The organism is Nostoc sp. XA010 (assembly GCF_020829625.1).
Taxonomy (GTDB): domain Bacteria; phylum Cyanobacteriota; class Cyanobacteriia; order Cyanobacteriales; family Nostocaceae; genus Nostoc.
The window spans coordinates 79,061-97,768 of the sequence record NZ_JAIVFX010000024.1 but is presented as its reverse complement, the minus strand read 5'-3'; the positions used below and the strand labels follow the sequence as shown (position 1 = coordinate 97,768).

General features: G+C 41.6%; 20 protein-coding genes. 12 read left to right on the top strand and 8 right to left on the bottom strand.

All coding sequences use genetic code 11. From position 1 onward, the window contains the following. Positions 1-90: 90 nt before the first annotated feature. The 3 genes from LC608_RS26350 to LC608_RS26340 all read right to left on the bottom strand — a co-directional run bounded on the left by LC608_RS26350 (position 91) and on the right by LC608_RS26340 (position 1,812). Positions 91-1,191, bottom strand: a complete 1,101-nt coding sequence (locus LC608_RS26350) for a CHAT domain-containing protein (RefSeq protein ID WP_229556395.1) — start codon at positions 1,189-1,191, stop codon at positions 91-93. A 220-nt stretch (positions 1,192-1,411) separates the two neighbouring features. Continuing rightward, the gene (locus tag LC608_RS26345; protein WP_229556394.1) at positions 1,412-1,567 is read right to left on the bottom strand and encodes a type II toxin-antitoxin system RelE/ParE family toxin; all 156 of its coding nucleotides are present in this window, start codon (positions 1,565-1,567) and stop codon (positions 1,412-1,414) included. Continuing rightward, a complete protein-coding gene (locus LC608_RS26340) occupies positions 1,567-1,812 on the bottom strand; it encodes a hypothetical protein (RefSeq protein ID WP_229556393.1) in 246 nt (81 codons plus the stop codon). The genes LC608_RS26345 and LC608_RS26340 overlap by 1 nt, the downstream gene beginning before the upstream one ends. A 43-nt stretch (positions 1,813-1,855) precedes the next feature. On the opposite strand from LC608_RS26340, the gene LC608_RS36985 reads away from it, so the two are divergent. From LC608_RS36985 to LC608_RS26315, 6 genes are all read left to right on the top strand, one after another. Continuing rightward, positions 1,856-1,981, top strand: coding sequence for a hypothetical protein (locus tag LC608_RS36985; RefSeq protein ID WP_267871212.1), 126 nt, complete (start codon positions 1,856-1,858; stop codon positions 1,979-1,981). 108 nt (positions 1,982-2,089) lie between these two features. Then, positions 2,090-2,287 (top strand): hypothetical protein, encoded by a 198-nt coding sequence (locus LC608_RS26335; protein WP_229556392.1) that lies wholly within the window; start codon positions 2,090-2,092, stop codon positions 2,285-2,287. Between the two features lie 128 nt (positions 2,288-2,415). Continuing rightward, complete coding sequence (locus LC608_RS26330) at positions 2,416-2,811, top strand: hypothetical protein (protein WP_229556391.1); 396 nt, start codon at positions 2,416-2,418, stop codon at positions 2,809-2,811. Positions 2,812-2,918: 107 nt separating this feature from the next. Next, positions 2,919-3,677, top strand: a complete 759-nt coding sequence (locus tag LC608_RS26325; RefSeq protein ID WP_229556399.1) for an ATP-binding cassette domain-containing protein — start codon at positions 2,919-2,921, stop codon at positions 3,675-3,677. Continuing rightward, positions 3,674-4,306 (top strand): ABC transporter permease, encoded by a 633-nt coding sequence (locus LC608_RS26320; protein ID WP_229556390.1) that lies wholly within the window; start codon positions 3,674-3,676, stop codon positions 4,304-4,306. Before LC608_RS26325 ends, LC608_RS26320 begins: the two co-directional genes overlap by 4 nt. After that, positions 4,306-5,208, top strand: coding sequence for a glycine betaine ABC transporter substrate-binding protein (locus LC608_RS26315; RefSeq protein ID WP_229556389.1), 903 nt, complete (start codon positions 4,306-4,308; stop codon positions 5,206-5,208). Before LC608_RS26320 ends, LC608_RS26315 begins: the two co-directional genes overlap by 1 nt. Before the next feature lie 361 nt (positions 5,209-5,569). Here LC608_RS26315 and LC608_RS26310 read toward each other — a convergent pair whose 3' ends face one another. Both LC608_RS26310 and LC608_RS26305 read right to left on the bottom strand, forming a co-directional pair. Further along, positions 5,570-6,199: a Uma2 family endonuclease gene (locus LC608_RS26310; protein ID WP_229556388.1), complete on the bottom strand. Its 630-nt coding sequence runs from the start codon at positions 6,197-6,199 to the stop codon at positions 5,570-5,572. A 72-nt stretch (positions 6,200-6,271) separates the two neighbouring features. After that, positions 6,272-7,003 carry a phytochelatin synthase family protein gene (locus LC608_RS26305; RefSeq protein ID WP_229556387.1) on the bottom strand — a complete coding sequence of 244 codons (732 nt, stop codon included), beginning with the start codon at positions 7,001-7,003 and terminating at the stop codon, positions 6,272-6,274. Between the two features lie 100 nt (positions 7,004-7,103). Here LC608_RS26305 and ggt point away from each other — a divergent pair, with 100 nt between their 5' ends. Further along, positions 7,104-8,915, top strand: a complete 1,812-nt coding sequence (gene ggt, locus LC608_RS26300) for a gamma-glutamyltransferase (RefSeq protein ID WP_229556386.1) — start codon at positions 7,104-7,106, stop codon at positions 8,913-8,915. Between the two features lie 77 nt (positions 8,916-8,992). On the opposite strand, the gene LC608_RS26295 is transcribed toward ggt, so the two are convergent. Both LC608_RS26295 and LC608_RS26290 read right to left on the bottom strand, forming a co-directional pair. Then, on the bottom strand, positions 8,993-9,256 hold the full coding sequence (locus tag LC608_RS26295; RefSeq protein ID WP_109010888.1) for a hypothetical protein: 264 nt from the start codon (positions 9,254-9,256) through the stop codon (positions 8,993-8,995). A gap of 756 nt (positions 9,257-10,012) precedes the next feature. Next, entirely contained in the window at positions 10,013-10,609 is a 597-nt protein-coding gene (locus LC608_RS26290; RefSeq protein WP_229556385.1) for a DUF1802 family protein, read from the bottom strand. A gap of 83 nt (positions 10,610-10,692) precedes the next feature. On the opposite strand from LC608_RS26290, the gene LC608_RS26285 reads away from it, so the two are divergent. The 3 genes from LC608_RS26285 to LC608_RS26275 all read left to right on the top strand — a co-directional run bounded on the left by LC608_RS26285 (position 10,693) and on the right by LC608_RS26275 (position 15,491). Then, positions 10,693-11,652, top strand: coding sequence for an aldo/keto reductase (locus LC608_RS26285; protein ID WP_229556384.1), 960 nt, complete (start codon positions 10,693-10,695; stop codon positions 11,650-11,652). A gap of 547 nt (positions 11,653-12,199) precedes the next feature. Further along, entirely contained in the window at positions 12,200-14,926 is a 2,727-nt protein-coding gene (locus LC608_RS26280; protein ID WP_229556398.1) for a CHAT domain-containing protein, read from the top strand. A gap of 16 nt (positions 14,927-14,942) precedes the next feature. Further along, complete coding sequence (locus LC608_RS26275; protein WP_229556383.1) at positions 14,943-15,491, top strand: 2'-5' RNA ligase family protein; 549 nt, start codon at positions 14,943-14,945, stop codon at positions 15,489-15,491. A 65-nt stretch (positions 15,492-15,556) separates the two neighbouring features. On the opposite strand, the gene LC608_RS26270 is transcribed toward LC608_RS26275, so the two are convergent. After that, complete coding sequence (locus tag LC608_RS26270) at positions 15,557-16,099, bottom strand: Uma2 family endonuclease (RefSeq protein ID WP_229556382.1); 543 nt, start codon at positions 16,097-16,099, stop codon at positions 15,557-15,559. A gap of 375 nt (positions 16,100-16,474) precedes the next feature. Between LC608_RS26270 and LC608_RS26265 the strand changes: the two genes are divergently transcribed. Both LC608_RS26265 and LC608_RS26260 read left to right on the top strand, forming a co-directional pair. Then, positions 16,475-17,305 (top strand): peptidoglycan-binding domain-containing protein, encoded by an 831-nt coding sequence (locus LC608_RS26265; RefSeq protein ID WP_229556381.1) that lies wholly within the window; start codon positions 16,475-16,477, stop codon positions 17,303-17,305. A 176-nt stretch (positions 17,306-17,481) separates the two neighbouring features. After that, positions 17,482-18,669, top strand: coding sequence for a TRC40/GET3/ArsA family transport-energizing ATPase (locus LC608_RS26260; protein WP_229556380.1), 1,188 nt, complete (start codon positions 17,482-17,484; stop codon positions 18,667-18,669). Positions 18,670-18,708: the final 39 nt, after the last annotated feature.

Sequence of the window (18,708 nt, the reverse complement as noted above, 5' to 3'; positions counted from 1 at the left end):
ATGGCAAGGCTTTCACTTGCATCTGACCGAGAGTTCAGCCTTTAATGACAGTAATCTGCTGTCGGGCTGGCTTAGTTATTTACGGACTGACTACCGTGATTCACTAATCAACGAATCGCACTCTAATGCTTCACCCATACCTGCACCAGACACTAAACCCTGATAAAACTTGGCAAACAGTTGATGGGCAGTTGTCACTAATACCGAATAAGTCATTGCCAAGACTGTGGGAATACCTGCATGGGTTAACCTAGCGGCTACACTACCCATTGCATCCTCTCCATCTTCCCCACCCATCGCCGCCGACTGACAGGCAGACAAAACAATTAACCCCACTTTTTGCCGATTCAGCATATCACCCAAGGTTTCGGCAGTAATCAGGGCTTTTTTCCCTTCTTTATCCTCAAATAACAAGTAACCTATATTGCCGCCGTTCTCATTTCCGCTTTTAGTTAGTCCCACCGGGTCGCTATGTTTAGCCTGTTCTTGGAAACGCCCATCTAAATCAAATACCCCATGACCGTCAAAATGCACAATATCAACAGGGGGTTGGCGGGAGTCTTCTAGCCGCGCTACTAAATTATCCAAGGTGGCTGGACGCAAAAACTCTACCTCAACCCGTCCGGCTGCTTCTTTTTGAATGGCGTTCAAAACTGCCATTGCTTCACCACGGGGATCAATAAATCCCGCATCACTGGGACGACTGACCACAAACAATAACCGCAAACGGTCTTTGACTTGCACTTTAAACGGTCTGCGTCCACCCCCTGCACCAGCCAAGCGGCGACGAATCGAAATCCGGGGATTTTCGTGAAACAAATAAGTACCTTGTGGGTCGCATAACAATTCCCAAGGCAGCGATAAAATTGCTGGATGGCTAGCGCTGATTGTTAATAAGCGTCCTCGTTGATTTTCATCTTGAAAATCATTAAACAGCCGTTGAGCAGCCCGATTTTGAAAAACAGCATTAAATAAATCTTCGCCCCATTGCCGGAATTTTTTTGCTATCCCTTCCGCCCGTTTATCGTCTACATCCGTTGTGTAACGTGCCGCATAAGTTTCTAAGTACCAGCGAATCTCTTCTCTATCTGCTGCACTCAGCGGTGAGGAAAAATCCAGCCTATCGGTTTCTTGCTCGTCAAATTTTACAATGACTTGGTTATTCTCTGGGAACCGCAGATTTAATTCCATAGCCGGCCGTTTGGGATTTGTGTGTGGAAGCTTACTTGAGAGAATACAAGCTTTTTAGGGAAAATTTCGTAAAAATGCTAGGCGATCGCATTTCCGTTGAGCATATTTAAACTCAATATGGTTCAATTAAGGGTTATTAGTGTAAATAATTGGTCTGAATCAGACGCGATAAATTGCGTCTCTACATGAGGCTTTTTGGTTTAACTGAACGGTATTGTATCTAAACTAACTTTTTCTGTAAACGTCTTTTCGATACTTGCACTGCAAAATTTGAAGCAAGATTTTGGATTTTTTCAATCACACGCTCAATAATATGATTTGGTAAGTTATCAATCTGCTTTTGTACCGACTTTGAAATAGCGATCGCATAACTCATTATCTCTGCTCTGAGCCGTTAGCAAGATATTCATTTATAGTCACTGACTCACCATTGTTATACTCAGCGCGAACTGCTTGAATTTCTGCCAGTGTTTCTGCGTCGTCTTCATATAATGCTTCTTCGGCTTCAAAAATTTGTTGCTCAAGAGCTTCTTGAAGTTGACGTTTTTCTGTTAAATCAAGGGAAGATATTGCTTCTGCTAAAGTTTCTAAGGAGAGTTGTAGTTTAACAATGGCTGGCATTTTTCTGCTTTTGGGTGTGTTTTATTCGCATTTGGACACCATTATGCTGATTTTAACAGTTATATTTTTGTTAAGCCCAAAGTCTTTAGGTTGTATTTCACGCTTGTGGGGTGCAGCGCAGCAATTAGATTTGCCTAACCCGCGATCGCACTTCCTAACACGCTACTAACTATCTCTCATAAACTGCATAGTTTACCGCCGTAGGCATCGCCCACAAAAGTTTTGCCTACGCAGCCATATCTATTAACAAGCTGCTTCTCTACGAGACGCTCCGCGAATGGGCCTATGCACTCCCCAACTTACGGGAGCAGCTACAGAACTTATGGGAGCAGCTACAGAACTTATGGGAGCAGCTACAGAACTTATGGGAGCAGCTACAGAACTTATGGGAGCAGCTACAGAACTTATGGGAGCAGCTACAGAACTTATGGGAGCAGCTACAGAACTTATGGGAGCTATAAATACCAATATCTAATAATTAAGTTACGAAAAATTACTGTTATCAATCAAAAAATTTAATAAAAAAATTGCGAGTTTTACTGAACCGGAATGTAGTTTAACTGAGGCAAGCTAGCTCTAGCAGTATTTTAAAGGAGTAATTTTATGTCTCGTAAAAAACGCACATCCCGTACTTTAGAAAAAGCTCAGTTAAGATCGGCTGGGCTAAAATCGATTGTTCCAAACATCAAATTTGATGAAAATTATAGTTTGGAAAAACTGATTGAGTCAATCGATCTGTTACGTAACAAAATTGATGTTTATAATACCGCTCTTTCTGTGGTTGACTCTTCTAAAACTGAAATTGAAGAGATGGAAAAAAACTTGAGTCAGCTTTCTGAAAAAATGCTAATGGTGGTTGCGATAAAATACGGCAAAGACAGCCGCGAATATGAGATGGCGGGTGGTGTTCGCTATAGCGATCGCATCCGTAAAATCAGATCGAGCCGCTTGAAAAATGTTGCAGAACAAGCATCAGAAGAAAATGCTAAAACTGCATAGAACAGCTTAAAACAAAAGCCTTGAGCAACTGGTCTGGCAAATTGGGCGTTAGCACGCTAGCAAAATCAGCACATAATACAATAGCTAACGTCCATCAAAAGCCATTCATGCCGCAAAATAACCAAACCGCCGTCGAATTCCGCGATGTTACCTTTAGCCGCAATCATCGCCCATTGGTGTCAAATCTCAATTTCACCATCCACCAAGGAGAAGCACTGGTATTACTTGGGCGCAGTGGTAGCGGCAAAACCACCACAATGAAGTTAATTAATCGCCTATTTACACCTACACAAGGTGAGGTTTTATTTGATGGTATTCCCACAACTCAATGGGATGAAATTAAACTGCGGCGAAAAATTGGTTACGTCATTCAAGAAATTGGTTTATTTCCCCATTTCACTGTTGAACGCAATGTGGGTTTAGTCCCGTCTTTGGAAGGTTGGCAACCTAAACAAATAAAAACGCGGGTTTATGAATTGTTGCAATTAGTAGGCTTAGAACCAGCACAATTCGCCGGACGTTACCCGAACGAACTTTCGGGAGGACAAAGGCAAAGAGTCGGTGTAGCTAGGGCTTTAGCAGCAGATCCGCCAGTGTTATTGATGGATGAACCCTTTGGCGCACTCGATCCAATTACGCGCCTAGAACTTCAACAAGAGTTTCGGCATTTGCAGCAAGAGTTAGGCAAGACAGTTGTGTTTGTCACCCACGATATTCAAGAAGCATTTGTTTTAGCATCGAGAATTGGTTTAATGTATGGGGGAGAATTGGTAGTATTGGAGGCAAAGGATGAATTTATGCGATCGCAACATCCAGAAAGCCTTGCCTTTCTCCAATGTCTGCATACCTTGCAAGATACTCTATGAAAAATTTCTTCCTGATTAAGTATGCCCCAGAAATTCTTCAGCATACTCTAGAACACTTGTTTTTGGTAGGCATAGCAATTGGAATTGCTATACTCGTAGGCATTCCATTAGGTATTTTAATTACACGTAAAACTTATCTTCGCCAACCAATTCTAGGTATAGCAAATATCTTCCAAACTATTCCTAGTTTGGCACTATTTGGCTTGCTCATTCCTGTTCCGATAATTGGCGGAATTGGTGCAGTACCAGCAATTGTTGCCCTAATTGTATATTCGTTGCTGCCGATAATTCGTAACACTTACACAGGGATTACTGGTGTAGATCCAGCTATTAGAGAAGCTGGTAGAGGCATGGGGATGACAGATAGACAATTGTTATTACAAGTTGAGATCCCCTTAGCACTGGGAGTAATTTTAGCAGGGGTGCGTGTAGCAACGGTAATTGCCATTGGTATTGCGACTATTGCAGCAGCAATTGGTGCTGGTGGTTTGGGAGTATTTATTTTTCGCGGTATATCAGTAGTGAACGATCAGTTAATTTTAGCTGGTGCAGTTCCGGCGGCGGCAATTGCATTACTGGCTGACTTTGCAATTGGCTGGATGGAAAATAAATTAAAAATTAAAAGTTAATGAAAAAAATTATAGCATTGTGCTTTTTAACTTTTGCTTTGTTATTGGGAATCACTAGCTGCACGCCAAATTCAAATAGTAATAACAGTGGGAATATTATTGTTGCTTCTAAAGATTTTACTGAACAAGATATTTTAGGTGAGCTGTTAGCACAACAAATTGAAGCTACAACTAATTTAAAAGTAGCTCGTCGTCTCCGTCTGGGTGGTTCTTTTGTTTGTCATAGTGCTATTACTGCTGGTAAAATTGATGCATATATTGAGTATACAGGCACAGCTTTTACTGGAATTTTAAAGCAAAAAGCAGTTAATGATCCGAAAGAAGTTTATGAAAGGTTGAAACAAGCATACTCCCAGCAATTCAATCTGGAAGTGATGCCAAGCTTGGGTTTTGAAAACACTTTTGCAATGATTGTCCGGGGTGATGATGCCAAGCGATACAACATTCAAACTCTCTCTGAAGCTACTCAATATACACCACAGTGGCGCGGGGGTTTTGGCTATGAGTTTCTAGAACGGGAAGATGGTTTTCCCGGATTAGCGAAAGCTTACGATTTGCGTTTTGCCAAATCTCCTCAAATCATGGACTTGGGTTTAATATATCGGGCTTTGGTTCAAAAACAAGTGGATATGGTGGCGGGTAATTCCACTGACGGACAGATTTCTCGATTGGGTTTAGTTGTCTTAAAAGATGATAAAGATTATTTTCCACCTTACGAAACTGTGCCAATTGTTCGACAAGAAATATTAAAAAAATATCCAGAATTAAGAAATGCGATCGCTTCACTTGCCGGAAAGATTTCGGCAAGTGAAATGCGCCAGTTAAATTATTTAGTTGAGGGAGAATTACGTGATATTAAAGATGTTGTCCAGGAGTTTCGCAAATCGAAGGGATTCAAATAATTCGTAATTAATTAAGGGTTAGCGTAACACACTTTATTAGTCTATCAAGTTTAAATTGATGGGTAAGTTAAGTTCGTAGTAAGGACTTTAGTCCTTATCCTTTAATATCATGTCCGCTTGATTACTTCTTAAAGCCGAATTACCCCGCCCCGCCAAAGCTGCGCTTTGTCTCCCCTCATCAAGAATAAGGCTACGGTGTACACACAAGTGCTGTCTACATACGTTTTAACTCTTTTACCCACATTTTTGTCACGTTTACCGACATCCCGCCCAGAACTAAAGTTCAGCTATGAGATGAGACTCGGAATTCATTCCGAGGCGGGATAGAAACGCAGTGCGAGATTTATTATTAGACATTGTACTACTGCTGTTCACGCAAAAAGTTCTTTAACCACCTAATTACTTCACTTGTTGTTTGCTCATTTGCCATTTGGAGACATTGCTGCACAATTTCTCTGACGTTAGGAAAGTAGCTGCTTTCTGTAAGCAAATAACTTTCTTCCTGCAATCTATAAATTAATAACCGATTACTCTTTAATATCCAAACTTCTGGCACTCGATAAGGCAAGAAATCATTAACGTCAGTGTAGCTTGTCACATCTATTTCAATTGCTAAATCTGGCGGTGGATCTGACTCCCAATCAATTCTTTTTTTGCCTACTACTGCTCTGCAATTTTCAATGTAAAAGCAAAAGTCTGGTTCAATGCCACTAATTTCTGGCAAGCTCATGGTAATGGGCGTAAATGATTCGTATATGCGGTTTAAATGATCCAGCAAAACTTTAGCAATATCTGCCAGTAAACTCGCATCTCTTCCATGCTCTGGTAGCGGTGCCATTAGTAAAATTTCTCCTCTTCGATATTTAATGCGAGGTGAGGAGCGATCGCCTAGTTGCTGACTAAATACTTGATAGTCTTTCCAGTCTCCCAAAAGCTTCAACACCGCGCCAGGTGGTAACTCGATTCTTTGTGGTGTAATTACGGTATCCATAATTAGCTCGCATTATTTATATCGAATATAGGCGATCGCAGGATTTATAAACTTGATGAACAGACTGTTATATCAAGGGCTTTTGCTGACAAATACAAAGCCACGGCTCTTATTTACTGAGGCATCATTTGTAAGCATTGCTTTCCATAAATCTGCTGTTTTTACCCAGACTGGTGGATATTTGTAACGAGAAACATCAAGAATTAAAAATCTATCTGTTTGCTCATTATATGCTGCTAAAGGAGAAATATGCCCACCTTTCTCTTGACCTATCTCTTTGCGTAAATAGTTTACTAAAACAAAGTTTTGCGGTTGTTTTAAATTTTCTGCCGCTTGTTTGCGGAACTGCTCTAAACTAGTGTCGGCAGCGTGGTAAACATTAACTTTAACGCCATAGCTGCTTAGTAATTGCCCTAACTGATCTAAAGTCATACCTTGGCGAGACACAACTTCAGGAGTTAGCACTTTTTTTGTATTATCATTACTAAAAAAGTTTTCTTGAGTAAATATTCGATATGGCTTGTACTGCGGTGCTTCTGGCGCTGGGATTTGTAGACCATTCAGTACCATAACCATACTAGCAACACCACAATACGCCTGATTATTTTGAGTGGTGAATTGTATACTCAGGGGAAAGAAGTCTTCATTTGATTTACTCTGAAGTAATAATTTTTCCCCTTCAGGCGAATTAAAACCTATTAAGTTAGAGGAAAGCGGTAATGTTTGAGAAAGAACGCTTCCACTAGAGATACATAATCCAATAGTTAAAGCTTTAAAAAATGTTTTACTTATTTTTCGCAACATAGCGTTTACAAGTGCTGTAAAATTTTCAAATCAGATCATATTAATAATCTCACACCAAGATGCTAAACAAGTATAAAATTTTAGGAGAAATGGTATAAAAATGCTTACTGTTACTAAACCCAAGCGAGTTGCGCTGGCAATCTTTTCTTTTAGTGTCTTGCTTTACAGCCAAGTCGCCTCAGCTGCCTTAACTTTACCCCTACGCAGCAAAAAGGGAATGGTGGTTTCGGCCCATCCCTTAGCAAGTGAAGCGGGAATTTTAATGTTAGGCAAAGGTGGTAATGCAGTGGATGCAGCCGTAGCTACAACCTTTGCAATCTCGGTAGTTGAGCCTTTCTCAGCCGGAATCGGCGGCGGCGGATTTTTGCTGATGCATTCTGAGAAAACTGGCGAGATGAAAGCCCTAGATTTCCGCGAACGCGCACCCCTGAAAGCTACAAGAAATATGTATCTAGACGCAAAAGGAAAGGTGCGTCCCAATGCAAGTATTAATGGTTATTTGGCAGTAGGCACACCAGGAACAGTGGCGGGACTTTATGAACTGCATCGTCGCTATGGTAAGCTTCCTTGGCAAGAGGTAATGAAACCTGCGATCGCACTTGCTAAAGATGGCTTTATTCTTGGCGATGTAGCAACGTGGCGTTCTCTACAAACGAACCAATCCCGCAAGGAAGCAATTCTCAACAATCCAGCAGCACGGGAAATTTTCACTCGCAATGGTGAGTTTTATCAACCAGGTGAGAAACTGGTGCAGCGTGATTTGGCACGTACTTTAACAGAAATTGCCAAAAATCCCCAAAGTTTTTACACCGGAAGTATTGCTCGGGCGATCGCTTCTGATATGGTAAAAAATGGTGGTTTAATTACTCTAGAAGACCTCAAAGCCTACAAAGCAATCTGGCGCAATCCCGTTTGTGGAAACTTTCGTAAAGCTAAAATTTGCTCAATGCCACCACCATCATCGGGAGGCGTTCATCTATTGCAGATTTTAAATATTATTGGTGACACTGATTTGAAATCTTTGGGATGGCATCATCCCGACGCTATACATTTAATGGTAGAAGCAATGAAGATTGCTTATGCCGATCGCTCAGAATATTTAGGCGATCCTGATTTTGTCAAAGTTCCTGTGCAAGAACTGCTCAGTCCAGGCTACGCCAAAAAACGCCGTCAAGAAATTAATATGCAAGTGGCTAAACCTTCGACCGAGGTCAAGCCAGTAGATAGAGAGACACTACAACGTTTTAGTCAAGCTAATAATCAGAAATCGGAAAATAATATCATCCCATCATCGCTTCAGTCTCTACAAACGAATACAAGTCGCCATGAATCTACTGAAACTAGTCATCTTACGGTTGTCGATGAAGAACGCAACGCCGTAAGTCTGACTTTCACGATTAACCTTGGTTTTGGTGCTGGTGTCGTGACACCGGGAACTGGAATTATCCTCAACAATGAGATGGATGACTTCGCTTCTGCGCCAGGAGTGCCTAATGCTTTTGGTTTGGTTGGTAACGATGCCAATGCGATCGCACCTCGTAAGACTCCCCTATCCAGCATGACTCCCACAATTGTTACAGAAAAGGGTCATTTCCGCATGGCAGCAGGTGCGCCTGGTGGTAGCACCATCATCACCCAGGTTTTGCAAGTGATCCTAAATGTGCTGGAATACAATATGGATGTTGGCGCGGCTGTTTCTGTTCCACGCATACATCATCAATGGCTTCCAGATCAGTTGCGTGTGGAATCCTGGGGTTTGGATGCTCTCACTGTGGAAGACTTACGGCGTCGGGGACACAAAATACAGGAAACTATTCCTTGGGGTAATGGTAATGCGATCGCTGTAACATCTGATGGAACTCTAGAAGGGGCCGCTGATCCTCGCGGTGAAGGTTCTCCCAGAGGTTTGTGAGGGAGATGAGAGATTGGGAAGACGCAGGAACCTAGAGAGTAACAAATGACTAATAACTAATGACTAATGACCAATAACTATTGATTTTGGGCTGTTGACTCTACGTAGCTGCTGCTGCCAAACTCATTTGCCCGTGCGCTAGGTACTAGTGTCCAACCTGCTTTGAGAAGTTTTTGATAAGTTGCCCAACCTTTAGAACCACCTGGTATTTGATAATCTGGAACTGTAAAACCTCTAAAAGCTGTATAAGGACGCCAAGGTTGATTAGGTTCTGTCTGCAAATACAAAATTTTCTCACCGTCGCCACCAGACTTAGGTAACCAGCACATTTGTCGATGCATTGCAAACTCCTTGTACTTTTGGCTAATAATGCATAATACCAGACTCTTGTCAAGCTTATTCTCACCCTTCTGGGATACTTTTTTGTCTAACACTTTAGACAAAGCGTAATTAAGTTCTATCTATTACAGGATAATTACTTAACAAGTCATAGCTTGAAAGACATCTGCTAGAGGAACACGAAGATAAACAGCTTTGCCTCACCTTATTTATTGGGTGAGATTTTTCTAATGTTATCCGCGTTTTTTGGGATTGTGTGTAACAATAACTACTGTTTTTGCCGAAGTTCGCAATTAGACTATTTGCTTTTCTAATTAAATACATAAAAACTATTGCCGATTTCGGAAATTACTTATAAAACTAGATAAGTCGGCATGATAAAATCCGTGTATATTTAGTTTTGCCAAAACTGTGGAATAACCAATGCATAAGGTATTGGATGATTTGGCATTTCTTCACATAGCTTGATTTTTTAACTTTATATGCACCCTCTCTCTTCGTCCTCTTTTTTTGGGTGAAAGTATTTTCGAACACTAGTATATTCTTTAAGGAAATATTGGATTTAAGATGAAAACCATCGATAAAACGGAGCAAGATCAAGGTTTATTAAAATAATTCGTAATTCGTAATTAAGAGGATGTTTTAAAAGTACTTTTGATTAAGCCGGAGTTGCAGTTGCGCCTAGCGCAACCGCCATCTCCTAGTGTACTTTTACATTCAATAAGAAATTGGTCTTTAATAACCTGTAATTTGGGTTATCAGAAAGAGGGAGCATACAATTTATCGCCGACAATCTGGCGAATTGTCTCTACTAATTGAGTGTATGCAAAGTCAGATAAAACTGGTTTTGCTCCTTGCAAGTTAATTGGTTGATCTAAATCAATCCATGACTTGCAACCGCCGTATTTAGGGTAATAGGGAATTTCTTGTTGGGGTAGTTTATATGTCCGCAGGAGGAGAACATAAAGCGGCTGGCGTGGTTTCCATTTGAGGCGATCGCTAATAAAATGCTCGTTCCAAATATGGAAGGGAAGCAATGTGTTGACAATAGACTCATCGCTAACTGGCAAAATATCTGTAATTTCAGCCCAACTGCCGATGGGCACTGTCTCTGGATGCCAACCTGATGTTACTGGATAAACACGATCCGCGTACTCAGCTTTCAGCATGAAAGCTTGTTGATGTTCATAAGTAGGGTAAAGCAAAACTTGCTTCTGAGCAACTTGGAAATGCCCATTCCTTTCATGGATACCGCCTTTGCGAAGCAACATAATTGTTTCGCCACTTTCCAAGGCATTTATGGCGACTGCCCATTCTTTGAGAGCATAAAAAGTTGTAGTCAATTCCATCTGCATCTACTGTAACTCTGATTTAATTTCAAGCTAAGACCGATAAAGTGTGAAACTATCTAGGGGAATGAATTAGAAAGCAAGCAGTTATGGAAAAGCGATCGCTAGGCACTTCTAAAGTCCAAATCACACCCATCCTTATGGGAACTTGGCAAGCTGGTAAAAGAATGTGGGTGGGAGTTGAGGATGCTGACTCGATTAAAACGATTCGAGCCGCTTATGAAGCTGGTATCACGACGATTGATACTGCTGAAGCTTATGGTCAAGGACACTCTGAGCAAATTGTCGCTGAAGCTTTATCTGATGTACGCACTCATGTGGAGTATGCCACAAAAGTTTTTGCTAACCATCTAAAGTATGAACAAGTCATTGAAGCTTGCGAGCGTTCCCTAACCAACCTGAAAACTGATTACATTGATCTTTACCAAATACATTGGCCCTCCGGTGCTTTCAATAGTGAAATAGTACCTATTGAGGAAACTATGAGCGCTCTTAACCTGCTCAAAGAACAAGGTAAAATTCGAGCTATTGGTGTTTCCAATTTTTCCCACGCCCAGTTGGCAGAAGCAGCAAGTTATGGACGTATTGATAGTTTACAACCACCCTATTCTTTATTCTGGAGACAGGTAGAACAAGATATATTGCCTTATTGTATCGAAAATAATATTTCTATCCTTGCTTATTCGTCTTTAGCACAGGGGTTATTAACAGGTAAATTTGCTCATGGTCATAAATTTGACCCAGCAGATAACCGTGCTAAAAATAAACTGTTTCAAGGCGAAAACTTTGAACGTGCTCAACAGGCGCTACAACAACTGCGTCCCATAGCCCTTCTTCATAATTGTACACTTGCTCAGTTAGCTTTAGCGTGGTTAATTGCTCAACCCCAAACAAATGCTATTGCCGGGGCGCGTTATCCCGAACAAGCACGAGACAACGCATTAGCCGCCCAGATTAACCTTTCCGCCGCCCAATTGGCAGAAATTGATGCCATTGGACGTATTGTTACCGACCATCTGGATAACAGCCCAATTATGTGGAATTGGTGACAATGCAGTTTGGTTAGTCATGCTTATCTCTCCAAGATCCCCTCAACTCTCTTAAAAAGAGGGCTGGGGATCAAATCTATGATTCTAAATTGCAAAATCTAACAAAACGTCAACTTTGGTAAACTAGGGGTTGCAACCAACAAATTAAGTGATAATTTAAATAGTAGGACACCAAACAAAAAACCAAAGCAAAAGGGTAAATGACTTAGTGTCCCCTGTCATCAACCCAAGCAAATTTCAGCAGATCAAATGAAGTGGTAAAAAGCCGAATGTAGAAGGCAAAGCCAAATCCTAAAGCGGAAAAACGCGATAATGCTGAGTTTGTTCGTCGTTTAGTCAACCTTAGTTATTAAGTTTCAATTACTTAACTTAGTTTAACAATTTGAACCCTGTAAACTCGATAAAACCTGGTCAACCTCGACCAGGTTTTTGGTATTTTATTGTCAGAGTTACGGCATGAGCAATGGATGCAAATGGTAACATTACCCTGGTAGCCTAAATACCTACAGTTAATTCTGTGCGTTCCTGGTTATTAGTTACCTCTGTCATGCTTATGGCTATAAAAACTAGGGTTTTTGGTGCGAATTCTGTAAAATTTAAAAAGCAAAAGCAGCCAGGGCATTGCCAGAAAACGACGCTGGCTCAGTTTTTACGCTTGCCTTTGTACTTCCTAATAGTTCTGCTATGCATTCTTGGTTCACCCGTGCTGGCACAAGTTCCTAGCTCAATTAATTTATCATCTCAACTACCAATTCACAATCTTACGTCGCTGGCTGTGGTCGCTGACCCAGCGTCACTAGTAGAGCAGGGCAAAGTTTTATACAATAGCGGAAACTTTACCAAGGCGGTAGAACTGTTACAACAGGCTGTCCAAGTATATAAGCAGCAAGAGGAGAGCATCAGACTGGCAGCGACACTGAGTAATCTTTCTTTAGCTTACCAACAACTCGGTGCATGGAATCAGGCACAGCAGGCAATTACAGAGAGCTTAAATTTGCTCAAAGTACAGGATGAAAACCAAAATCTGCAAATATTTGCCCAATCACTGGATATTCAAGGTCGTCTCCAACTGACAATGGGGCAGGCAGAGGCGGCTTTAGCAACTTGGCGGCAGACAGAAAAAATTTACAGGCAAGCAAATAATCAAAGCGGCGTGGTGCGATCGCTAATTAATCAAGCACAGGCGTGGCAAACCCAAGGATTTTACCCTCGCGCTCTCAAAACACTCGATCATGTTAGTCAGACTTTAAAATCTCAACCAGACTCTATAGAAAAGACAGTGAGTTTGCGATCGCTCGGTAATGCGCTTTTAGTGGTGGGCGATTTGGAAAAGTCACTTCAGGCACTAGAAGAAAGTCTGACGATTGCTCGAAATCTGCAATCAAGCGTTGATATTGGGGCCAGTCTGTTCAGCCTGGGGAATAATGCTCTTAAACAACAAGACAAACTAAAGGCGATCGCCTTTTATCAACAAACAGTTGCAGCATCTCCCTCACCCATTACAAAAGTCCAAGCGCAATTAAATTACTTGGGAATACTCATTGAAGATCAACATGCCCCAGAGATTCAAACTCTCTTGCCATTGATTAAGTCCCAAATCGACCAACTCCCCCTCAGCCGTGCGAGTATTTACGCCCAAGTAAACTTTTCTCAAAGTCTAGCAAAAGTCAAGAATGGCATATTGCACACATCCAGTCAGAATTACCATAAAGCATTCAGTAACCAAGACTCAGCAGTATTACTCGCCAGCGCCATCCAGCAATCCCGCAGTTTAGGGGATAAGCGGGCAGAAGCCTATGCACTGAAGAGTTTAGGAGGCTTGTACGAAGAAACCGAGCAGTGGTCAGAGGCGCAAGAGCTTACCCGGCAAGGATTAGCTTTGGCACAGAGCAGCAATGCACCAGAAATTACCTATACCTTAGAGTGGCAATTAGGTAGATTGCTGTGGGCACAAAAAGATATTAATGGTGCGATCGCGGCTTATGATTCTGCTGTGGCAACTCTCCAGTCTCTTCGCAGAGATTTAGTAGCCAATAAAGATGTCGTGAGCCAGGATGTGCAATTCAACTTCCGGGACAGCGTGGAACCCGTCTACCGAGAGTCAGTAGAGTTACTGCTGAAATCCCAAAAAGGAAAATCACCAGATGAAAAAATATTAGAGAAAGCACGAGAGCGCATTGAAGCACTCCAAATAGCAGAATTGAACGACTTCTTCCAGCAAGCTTGCCTACAAGGTCAGAGAGTATCCCTCGATCAAGTGGTAGATAAAGATAATCCCACGGCTGCTATTCTTTATCCGATTATTCTTCCTGACGAACTCCAGGTAATTGTTAAAATTCCCAAACAACCCCTACAAAACTACAGTAACAAGATATCCCAAGCAGATGTAGAAAAACTTTTAGTAGAACTGCGAAAAAATCTTGTCAATCCCACCGCTACCAACGCAGTTCAAACCCAAGCACACCAAGTTTACGACTGGCTGCTCAAACCCATTGAGTCACAATTGCAAAAAAGTGGGGTAGATACCTTAGTGTTTGTCCTGGATGGCGCGTTACGCAATTTACCAATGGCCGCTCTCTATGATGGTAAGCAATATTTGGTAGAGAAATATGCAATTACTCTAAGCGTGGGTCTGCAACTCCTCGACCCTAAACCGCTAGTACAACAGCAATTAAGGGCGCTAACCGCAGGACTGACTGAGCCGCCACCAGGTTTTTCTAAGTATGCACCGTTGCTTGCGATCAAATCTGAATTCGACGGCATTATTAAAGCAGGAGTCTCGACCACTAGCCTAATAGATAGAGATTTTAAGAAAAAGAATTTAGAGAGTGAAATTGCTGATACTTCATTGAACATAGTGCATTTAGCAACCCACGGTCAGTTTAGTTCACGCCTTGAAGACACTTTTATTTTGGATTTCGATGGTCAGATCAACGTCAAAGATTTTGATACTCTCTTTCGCAGTCAGGGTAAAACCATAGTAGAGTTATTAGTTTTGAGTGCTTGCCAGACAGCGACAGGAGACAAACGTGCAGCACTCGGTCTTGCAGGAGCGGCAGTACGAGCTGGGGCACGCAGTACCATAGCGTCCCTGTGGCAGATTGACGATCGCTCCACAGCAATGTTTGTTAGTGCCTTCTATCGAGAACTCAAGAAGGGCAAAATTAGTAAAGCCGAAGCTGTTCACCGGGCCCAGTTAGAACTGCTGAAACATCCTAACTACAAAGCACCAAGCTTTTGGTCTGCTTATGTGTTGATTGGGAATTGGTTGTAATTTGGAGATAAACTAAATGAGCCGTTTTTTTGTCGCCCTTTTACCACCACAAGACATTCAAGACTACGCCAACCAGATTAAGCAATACTTCGCCGATCGCTATGCTAGTAGCGGAGCGCTAAAATCTCCACCTCATATTACCCTGCAACCACCCTTTGAATGGGCAGATGATAACTTGCCACTGTTAGAAGCATCCTTGAAGGAATTTGCTAATAGACAACAGCCAGTAGCAATTACCCTCAAGGGGTTTGATACCTTTGCGCCTCGTGTCATATACATTAATGTAGTCAGAAGTCAAGAACTTTTGACTTTGCAAGCTGATTTAATGACTTATGCAGACAGCAACTTGGGAATCGTTGACAAGGTTTCTAAAACTCGCCCTTTTGCTCCTCATATAACGATTGCGTTTCGAGATTTAACAAAGCAAAACTTTAGAGTTGCTTGGCCAGAATTTGAAAAGCGTCAGTTGCATTTTGAGTTTACTGCCGACAAATTAACATTACTGCTTCACGACGGTAAGCGGTGGAATATTAAATCGGAGTTTGGTTTTCTAAGCAATGAGTAACGTTTAAATTTAAGTGGTCTCATTGAACCAAGAATCCCCGTCGATTTATCGCGGGGAGTGTCAATTTAGCTTTGCCTGCGAGTCATGGCCATCACCGCGTTAACCATAAGCTTTGGCAAATCTCCCAAAGTTGGTAAAATGTCTTCTGCGGAACAAACCAGTGGCAGATCATCTCCAAGCCATACCCAAATCTGTTGACGAATTATATCTATTAGCCAAGCTAATTGCGTTCCGTTGCTAAGACAGTGGAGAATTTTGTTTTGCAAGTCTAGGGTACTTTGGTCAGGAGAGCGAATTTCAATTAACCAGTCAGGCGCTCCCTCTAGAGGGCCATCTTTATCGTCAAGGCGATCGCAAGCTATAACGGAAATATTTGGTACTGGGGAATAGGGAGGTACAATACAACGCAGTTCTTGCACGGCTTCAAAGCGCTCACGCTCAGTATGACGATTTATGTAATTCACTAAATTGCGTTGTAGCCGTGAGTGAAAAAGGGTTGGCATTGGTTTTTCCAGTGCTTGCCCGTTAATTAACTCCCATGCGGGCGAAGCCTCAATGTTGGGTTGAGAGAGAAACTCGGCTAAAGGGATCTTTGCAACTGACTTCATTTTGACCACTTATGAGAGCATAGATTCTTGCCGCACTTTAATATTAAACTACTTCCAACTTAGTAATATATAATCACTGCGAACCCTACAATCAATAAAGAGCGATCGGACTACTATCAAGTTTAAGACTTCAGCTATATATGCAAACCACTAATTCTACAAGTGCGATCGCGGTACTTAAACTACCAAAGTTGACGATCTTACAGCGTTATTGCTGCCTAATTTTTCTGGAGCATTGTCCCTATAATGGCATGTAATATATGCGATCGCTATTTAGAAACAACCCGAAGCGATCGCTCATCAAAGCTAAACGCCTCAAAGAATTGCACCTTGAGTCACGCATCGCTTAAAGTTTGGAACGCCTTGTAAACAAACATGTTAGATTTATTTATTTCTACTTACATAATTTTTGTAAACCAAGATACATTGAATGGTAGTTTAGTAGCAAAGGAACCAAAAAGTATGGCTGTTAGTAGCCCTGAAATCATCCGTCATATATTGATTGGGCTGGGATATTTAGCTCCTGAGATAGATCCTAAACCGGATCTGACTAAATTTGCTCCTTGGAAGCGGAATAACAACTCCTTGACAGATGATCCTACTGAAGAAGCGATTAAAAAGTTTCAGAAACAGTATTCACAAAAACTCGAGGTTAATGGTAACGCTAATGCCCAAACTCGAAGTGTAATGGAAGAAACAGTCATCGGACTTCAGAATAGATTGAAGTTTCACGGTTTTGCAACCAATGCCGAAATTCCTTCAGATAAGCCTTTTTATGGGCCAGCCACTTATACAGCAGTCAAGAAATTTCAGAAATCTCAAGGTTTAACTGAAAATGGCATTGCCACTGTTGAACAGCGTCAGATTCTACAGCAACCTACTCTCACGAACAAGCCGCAGTCGCAGCCACAGTCACAGATTAAGCTGATAGATTTATTGGCTCAATTCAAAAAGAACCCTCAAAATCCTTCTTACAGTGCAGCCCTAAGTAACTTACAACAAAATCTACCCAAAGACGTTTTGCACAAAGTTACTAACAAATGGAGGGGGACAAACGATCAAAATCCTGAGATTGTCAAGCTGACGAATCTATTCATTTATTATGATAACAACAATCAAAACCATCGTGATGCACTAACTCACTTACAAAGTCAGATCACCCCAGCTATCTATAAAGAATTTATTAATCTCTGGAATAAGAAGTAAACTAACCCTAAAAGTCATGTCCCGCCTGGAACTAAAGTTCCAGGCGGGTGAGTCAAGCCTTCAGTTAAGCTATTCAAACTGTTCACGCCTCGACGGAGTGAAGCAGCATTTATTTTCTGAAACAGTCGATAATGTAAATAAATGTAATAAAATTCTCAGGCAGGAAAAAAGCATCTATGCGTGTAATTTTAATGACTGGTAAAGGCGGCGTGGGCAAAACTTCCGTTGCTGCTGCAACTGGACTCCGTTGTGCCGAACTAGGCTATCAGACATTGGTTTTAAGTACAGATCCCGCTCATTCGCTGGCAGACAGTTTTGACATAGAACTGGGACATGCACCCCAAAAAATTCGCCCAAATCTGTGGGGTGCAGAATTGGATGCTCTGCAAGAACTTGAGGGAAACTGGGGTGCGGTGAAACGTTATATTACCCAAGTTTTACAGGCAAGGGGTTTAGACGGCATACAGGCAGAAGAATTGGCAATTTTACCAGGCATGGATGAGATTTTTGGTTTGGTAAGGATGAAACGCCATTACGATGAAGGTGAGTTTGATGTTTTAATTATCGACTCAGCCCCCACAGGTACTGCACTGCGCTTGCTGAGTTTACCTGAAGTCGGTGGCTGGTATATGCGCCGTTTTTACAAACCATTTCAAAACATCTCCGTAGCACTTCGCCCTCTAGTTGAACCTTTTTTTAGACCAATTGCTGGTTTTTCGCTACCAGATAAAGAGGTGATGGATGCGCCTTATGAGTTTTATGAACAAATTGAAGCTCTGGAAAAAGTATTAACAGACAATACTCAAACTTCAGTGCGTCTGGTAACTAATCCCGAAAAGATGGTGATTAAAGAGTCTCTGAGGGCCCATGCTTATCTGAGTTTGTATAATGTGGCAACAGATTTAATTGTGGCTAATCGAATTATTCCCCGCGAAGTCCAAGACCCATTTTTCCAACGATGGAAGGAAAGTCAGGAGCAATATCGCCAGGAGATTCATGATAATTTCCACCCTTTACCTGTGAAAGAAGTTCCACTATTCTCTGAGGAAATGTGCGGTTTAGCTGCCTTGGAACGCCTGAAAGAAACCCTCTATAAAGATGAAGATCCAACTCAGGTTTATTACAAAGAAACGACTATGAGAGTCGTACAGGAGCAAAACCAATACAGCTTAGAAATTTATTTACCTGGGATTCCGAAAAACCAAGTTCAACTGAGTAAAAATGGAGATGAATTAAACATTACTATTGGCAACCACCGTCGTAACTTGGTTTTACCACAAGCTCTAGCAGCGTTACAACCAGGAGGAGCAAAGATGGAAGATGATTATCTTAAAATTCGCTTTGCTGACAATATAAAAGTTTAATTTTGTTACGGCAATGTTCGACAAAAAGTCAAAAGGAAA

Bases quoted from the DNA above. Each gene is read 5' to 3' on its own strand.
- LC608_RS26305 (WP_229556387.1), bottom strand. From the start codon at position 7,003: ATGTTGCGAAAAATAAGTAAAACATTTTTTAAAGCTTTAACTATTGGA.
- LC608_RS26260 (WP_229556380.1), top strand. From the start codon at position 17,482: ATGCGTGTAATTTTAATGACTGGTAAAGGCGGCGTGGGCAAAACTTCC.
- LC608_RS26330 (WP_229556391.1), top strand. From the start codon at position 2,416: ATGTCTCGTAAAAAACGCACATCCCGTACTTTAGAAAAAGCTCAGTTA.
- LC608_RS26320 (WP_229556390.1), top strand. From the start codon at position 3,674: ATGAAAAATTTCTTCCTGATTAAGTATGCCCCAGAAATTCTTCAGCAT.
- LC608_RS26310 (WP_229556388.1), bottom strand. From the start codon at position 6,199: ATGGATACCGTAATTACACCACAAAGAATCGAGTTACCACCTGGCGCG.
- LC608_RS26340 (WP_229556393.1), bottom strand. From the start codon at position 1,812: ATGCCAGCCATTGTTAAACTACAACTCTCCTTAGAAACTTTAGCAGAA.
- LC608_RS26265 (WP_229556381.1), top strand. From the start codon at position 16,475: ATGTTAGATTTATTTATTTCTACTTACATAATTTTTGTAAACCAAGAT.
- ggt (WP_229556386.1), top strand. From the start codon at position 7,104: ATGCTTACTGTTACTAAACCCAAGCGAGTTGCGCTGGCAATCTTTTCT.
- LC608_RS26275 (WP_229556383.1), top strand. From the start codon at position 14,943: ATGAGCCGTTTTTTTGTCGCCCTTTTACCACCACAAGACATTCAAGAC.
- LC608_RS26280 (WP_229556398.1), top strand. From the start codon at position 12,200: ATGCTTATGGCTATAAAAACTAGGGTTTTTGGTGCGAATTCTGTAAAA.
- LC608_RS26345 (WP_229556394.1), bottom strand. From the start codon at position 1,567: ATGAGTTATGCGATCGCTATTTCAAAGTCGGTACAAAAGCAGATTGAT.
- LC608_RS26325 (WP_229556399.1), top strand. From the start codon at position 2,919: ATGCCGCAAAATAACCAAACCGCCGTCGAATTCCGCGATGTTACCTTT.
- LC608_RS26270 (WP_229556382.1), bottom strand. From the start codon at position 16,099: ATGAAGTCAGTTGCAAAGATCCCTTTAGCCGAGTTTCTCTCTCAACCC.
- LC608_RS26315 (WP_229556389.1), top strand. From the start codon at position 4,306: ATGAAAAAAATTATAGCATTGTGCTTTTTAACTTTTGCTTTGTTATTG.
- LC608_RS26295 (WP_109010888.1), bottom strand. From the start codon at position 9,256: ATGCATCGACAAATGTGCTGGTTACCTAAGTCTGGTGGCGACGGTGAG.
- LC608_RS26290 (WP_229556385.1), bottom strand. From the start codon at position 10,609: ATGCAGATGGAATTGACTACAACTTTTTATGCTCTCAAAGAATGGGCA.
- LC608_RS36985 (WP_267871212.1), top strand. From the start codon at position 1,856: ATGCTGATTTTAACAGTTATATTTTTGTTAAGCCCAAAGTCTTTAGGT.
- LC608_RS26285 (WP_229556384.1), top strand. From the start codon at position 10,693: ATGGAAAAGCGATCGCTAGGCACTTCTAAAGTCCAAATCACACCCATC.
- LC608_RS26335 (WP_229556392.1), top strand. From the start codon at position 2,090: ATGGGCCTATGCACTCCCCAACTTACGGGAGCAGCTACAGAACTTATG.
- LC608_RS26350 (WP_229556395.1), bottom strand. From the start codon at position 1,191: ATGGAATTAAATCTGCGGTTCCCAGAGAATAACCAAGTCATTGTAAAA.